Annotated in this window: 2 protein-coding genes; both read right to left on the reverse strand. The window is 38.0% G+C overall.

Going from position 1 to position 5,251, the window contains the following annotated elements:
- Nucleotides 1–270: 270 nt before the first annotated feature.
- Nucleotides 271–606: a cytochrome c6 PetJ gene (gene petJ, locus CDG77_RS33245; RefSeq protein ID WP_094333434.1), complete on the reverse strand. Its 336-nt coding sequence runs from the start codon at nt 604–606 to the stop codon at nt 271–273.
- A 137-nt stretch (nt 607–743) separates the two neighbouring features.
- Complete coding sequence (locus tag CDG77_RS33250) at nt 744–4,898, reverse strand: non-ribosomal peptide synthetase (protein WP_094333435.1); 4,155 nt, start codon at nt 4,896–4,898, stop codon at nt 744–746.
- Between the last annotated feature and the right edge of the window lie 353 nt (nt 4,899–5,251).

A 5,251-nucleotide genomic window follows, 5' to 3' on the forward strand; every position in this document is an offset into this window, starting at 1 on the left:
CCCCTTAAAATGATTATCATTATTGTTTAAAATTGGATTCTTGGTTTTTGTTGATTAATTTATTCTTTGGAAGTCCCATAATGAATATGCGGGTGAAGTAACAAAAAGACAGACGAGTACAACGGCAATACCAAAATTGAGGATGAATCGGTAAAAGCGACTCATAATAATATCTCACTTTATTAGCAGAGCAAAATGAGTAGATAAGGCACATACCCTACCTACTATTTCTTAACTAGAGAACAACAGTCTTATTCTCGTATTCTGACTTTATTTCCAATCCTTGTCTGCTTGTCCCAGCACATATGCTGCAACATCCTCAATTTGATTTGGTTTTAAACGACTTTTGAAAGCAGGCATAGCGTTTTTACCATTTGTAACTTGAGTGATAATCGCTTCTGCTGAGTACATCCCAAACTTTTCTAAAGCATCCTTTTTCAAAGTTTTGTTGGCTTGAACCAAGTTTTTACCACCTGCATGACAAGAAGCACAATTGGCACTAAAGACTTTGGCTCCACTGGCTGCGTCTGCTGCGAAAGCTGGATTATTGAAGGCAAAAGTGAAAATCGCTACACCCAGCAACAGCACTGAAATAATCTTTTTCATTCCATGTTCTCTCTGCAAAAAGTTTATTAGGCATAATATCCCAACTAATTTTCGTTTTTCATGGCTTGCGTCGTCAAATGACAGGCTGTCAAACTTTCTAACTACCACGCAAGCGTTTGAATTCTCCTAGTATGTAATTAAATGTACTCTTGTAATTGCTGGGCTAGTGTTGTATTGCAGGGGGGAAGCATGATGGTAAAATGGTTGCCATCTAAGATTTTTGTGTGAGTTGCGTTGATAGTATATTGACTCCAGTTGGTACGGGGTAATTGAGGTGTGAGTTGTTGTGCAGCCCACCAGATGGAGATTTGAGCTTGGATTTGAGGTGGTTGGTGGTTTTTTAAGAGTTTTTGGTGAATTTCGGTTAGTTCTAATTGTTTTTGCAATATTTCAATTGATACTTCTGATAGTTCTTTTGAAAGTAAATTTTGTGATTGTCCCCAATTCATGATTAATTGCAGACGTTCAACAGAAGTTAAACTTATGAGTTGCTCTCGTAGTTGCTGTTGTTGAACAGTATCTAGCGTCATCAAAGCATCAACAAAAGTACCACCAAACACTAATGCTAATTCATATAAAGGATCGGGTGTAAAGGTTGGTGTACTATCTGGAAATAAGAACGCATCTACAAGTCCAAGAAAATCAATTTTACATCCCTGCTGTTCTAATTCTTTGGTAATACTAACAGCAATGACTCCACCCATAGACCAACCCATGAGATGATAAGCACCATCAGGTTGATGTTGGCGAATGATTTTGGCGTATTCGACAGCCATATTTTCAATGCTATTATGCTCATCAAGTGAGTTGTTGAGAGCGCGAGACTGGAGAGCATATATAGGTTGATCTGTTCCTAAACAGGTGGCAAGATGTTGATACACCATTACTTGTCCCCCTGTGGGATGAATACAAAATAATGGTGGTTGAGTTCCCTGTGGTTGAATGGCGACTAAAGATACAGGTGTTGGGGAAGCGTGATGATTTTGGATGAGAAATTTTCCTAATTCGGCTACAGTTGGATAGTGAAAAAGTGTACTAAGAGGTATATTTGTGTGAAATTTATGATTAATTTTGGAGATTAATTGTAGTGCTAGAAATGAGTGTCCACCTAATGCAAAGAAGTTGTCATAAATGCTGATTTGCGGAAGTTGAAATAATTCCGTCCAAGTTGCAATTAATAGTTCTTCTACTTGGTTACGAGGCGGGGTAAAAGTTTGTGTTAATTCTGGTTGCGTACCTTCAGGAATAGGTAGCGTCTGACGATCCACTTTACCATTTGCTGTGAGCGGGAAAGATGCTAACAACACAAAAGTAGAAGGGATCATGTATGCTGGTAATTTGGTTTGGAGAAAAGAACGTATTTCTTGAGTGGTGATGTTTGACTCTGGTTGGGGAACAATGTAAGCGATTAGTTGTTGTGTTTTTGGGACTGTTGTAACTACAACTTCTTTAACGGTAGGATGCTGTTTTAATGTGGCTTCAATTTCACCTAGTTCAATACGATAACCATTGATTTTAACTTGAAAATCTTCTCTTCCCAAAAACTCAATATTCCCGTTGGGTAAGTAGCGTCCCAAGTCACCTGTTTTATATAATTTTTCTTTGGTAACGGGATGAATAATGAAACTAGCATTTGTCTTTTCTTCATCTTGCCAATAACCTTTTGCTAATCCCATTCCCCCAATATATAATTCTCCTGTCACCCAAACAGGACATTTTTTCAGAGATGTATTTAAAACATAAATATATTGATTTTTAAGTGGTTTTCCGTAGGGAATACTTTTCCAGTTGGGGTCAAGTTGGGTAATTGGATAATAAATTGACCAGATGGCGGCTTCTGTTGCTCCTCCTAAACTAATGATCTCGGCTTGTGGAGATAATGCTTGGATTTGAGTGGGTAAATTTAGGGGTATCCAATCACCACTCAATAAAACTAACCTGAGAGTATTAAATGTATCTTTAAAATGATTTAAATTATACTCAATTAACATCTGCATGAAAGCCGGAACTGAGTTCCAAATTGTGATTTGGTGTGTGGTAATTAATTCACTCCAATGAGATGGATCTTTACTGTTTGCAGCATCAGGAATTACTATTGTTCCTCCTGCTGCTAAGATGCCGAAGATGTCGTAAACTGAGAGGTCAAAGCTGAAAGCAGAAATAGCTAAGATGCGATCGCCTGAATTAATCCGAAAGCGTTCGTTAATATCTAAAATCGTGTTGACTACACTTTCATGGGTAATCATCACACCTTTGGGTGTTCCTGTTGAACCAGAGGTGTAGATGATATAGGCTAAGTCTGTGGGTTTTGGGATTGGCTGGAATGGCTGGTGAGATGGTGAAGTTTGTAATGAATCTATACACAAAATTGGGATGTTCTCTGGATATTCCAGACTATGAACAAGGCAAGTTTCAGTCAGTACCAGTTTGACTTGTGCCTGTTCTAAACAATACCATATACGTTCCTGTGGTAATCCTGGATCGATGGGGACATAGATACCACCAGCAGCAAGGATAGCTAAAGCAGCGACAACCTGTTTCCAACCTTTTTCCATAATGATAGCGATCGCCACCTGAGAACGATCGCCTAGTTGTCGCGCTAATTCAGTGACGCGATCGCTTAACTCTTGATAGGTGAGAATGCGATCGCTGCTAATTACAGCTTGTTGTTGTGGACGTTGAGATACTTGTTCAAAAAACAAAGTGTGGAGTAAAGCTGTTTGCGGGATTGGTGTATGAGGATGAATTTGGATTGGTGGTAATAATTCTATGGGTACTGTCCACAATTCATCTTCTTGGGCTAAACGCTCCAGTAAATTGCAGTAAACTGTAAACATTTCATCCAACATCCCCACAGGGAAGAGTGCTTCTACTGCATCCCAGTTAAAAATTAAGCTTCCATTGTGTTCTGCAACTTGATGTTCTAAGGAAACTTGCGGGGTTTGGCTAATACCATACACCACCTCTCCTAAAAAGTTATATTCTAAATCTGCCTGAGAAAAATTACCCAAACCTAACACACTACTAAATACTATAGGCATAGCTGCGGTTAATTCTGTTTGCTTTTGATTGAGCAATTTCCGCAGTACTTCTACTCCACTAATATAAATATGGTCTAAATCTTGGAGTAATTGTTGTTGGATTTTTAGAGCTAGATTTGTAAATGTATTTGGTGATGAATTGTCTATTGCTAAGAGATTTGTATTGGTAAAATCTCCAATAATTTGATTGATTTGCGGATGGAGGGGTAGACGTTCTAGGACAGTTAAATTGAGAGTAAAGTGAGAATTTTTACTCCACAAAGTTAAAATTTCTGCAAAAGCAGTTAACAAGATGATAGAAGGAGTTAAACCAGCTTTTTGACCCCGATTTTTTAATTTTTGCCATATATGGGGTTCTAGTTTTCCAGCATAGCGTTTGAATGTATACTCTTTTAATTCACTAGGAAAACAAGCTAGGGGTAGTTCTGGTGCTGGTGGTAGAGTATCTAAACGATTGAACCAGTAAGTTTGCGATCGCTTGACTAATTCTGAGTCTTGGAGAGAATTTTTTGTAATTACATAATCTCGAAATGATAATTCTAATGGTGATAATGATAATTCGAGATTTTGATAAAGTAGATTCCATTCGTGAAATAAAATCCGAATACTCGCAGCATCTATCAGTAATAAATCCATGCTCAGATGCAGCCGAATTTGTTGTTGGTTTAAATAAGTGGCTCGAATATCAAACCAAGGCCATTGGTGTGAAGGTAAGTTTTGCTGAGATAATTTTTCGCGGATTGCTATTAATTCAGTTTCGAGTTTTTGGGTTTCCAATTCTCGCAAATCTAAGATGGTAATTTGATAATCGGGAACTTGATCTAAGATTTGTTGCTCTCCTGTGGGTAATACTATCGCTCGTAGCATATCATGACGTTGAATCAGTTTTTCCCAAGCTGCTGTAAGGCGGGATATGTCTAAATTATTAGTTTCAAATTCTATGTAAACATGGTTGCTGACATGGCTTAATTCAAATACTTGATTGCGTCCTAACCAATGTGCTTGTTGGATGTCAGTTAGTGTAAATGGTTGGTGACGTTGCTGAAGATTTGGTTTGATGATTGGTAGGGAGGTTGTTTTGATGTTGTTGAGATTTAGGAGTTTGATAAGTTCTGGTTTATGTTCTTTGAGGGAATCGTGTAGTTCTGGTGTTAATGTTCCTTTTGGTGCTTCGATGTTTAATAGGTCATTTTCTAACCAGAGTTTGATTCCTCGTTTTTCGAGTTCGATTAAAAGTTGGTTTTTGTTCATAAGTTTAGTTATCATTGAATACGGTTCTGTCAAGGCCAGCATTCTTTGTTAAAGTCGTTTTTTTAACGAACCACAGAGGCGCAGAGGACACAGAGAGAAGAGAGAGAAGGAAAAAAAATTTTAACTGAACTGTATTGAGTTATCATTCTGATATTTTGCTGGAAAATTGTTCAATTGAGATTGATGATTCATCTTATTTCTTTGTGGGGATGTGCCAATTTTTTTCTTTGGAGGATGTTTGGAAAGTGATTGGCTGTGATTTTAATTGTGTTTTTACCCCCCTTAGTCCCCCCTTGTAAAGGGGGGAAATAGAAAATCTAGTTCCCTCCCCTTTACAAGGGGAGGGTTAGGGT

The sequence above is a fragment of the Nostoc sp. 'Peltigera membranacea cyanobiont' 213 genome, from assembly GCF_002245975.1.
Taxonomy (GTDB): Bacteria; Cyanobacteriota; Cyanobacteriia; order Cyanobacteriales; family Nostocaceae; genus Nostoc.

What these genes read in the sequence shown, in the direction of transcription:
- CDG77_RS33250 (WP_094333435.1), bottom strand. Translation starts at nt 4,898, where the DNA reads ATGAACAAAAACCAACTTTTAATCGAACTCGAAAAACGAGGAATCAAA.
- petJ (WP_094333434.1), bottom strand. Translation starts at nt 606, where the DNA reads ATGAAAAAGATTATTTCAGTGCTGTTGCTGGGTGTAGCGATTTTCACT.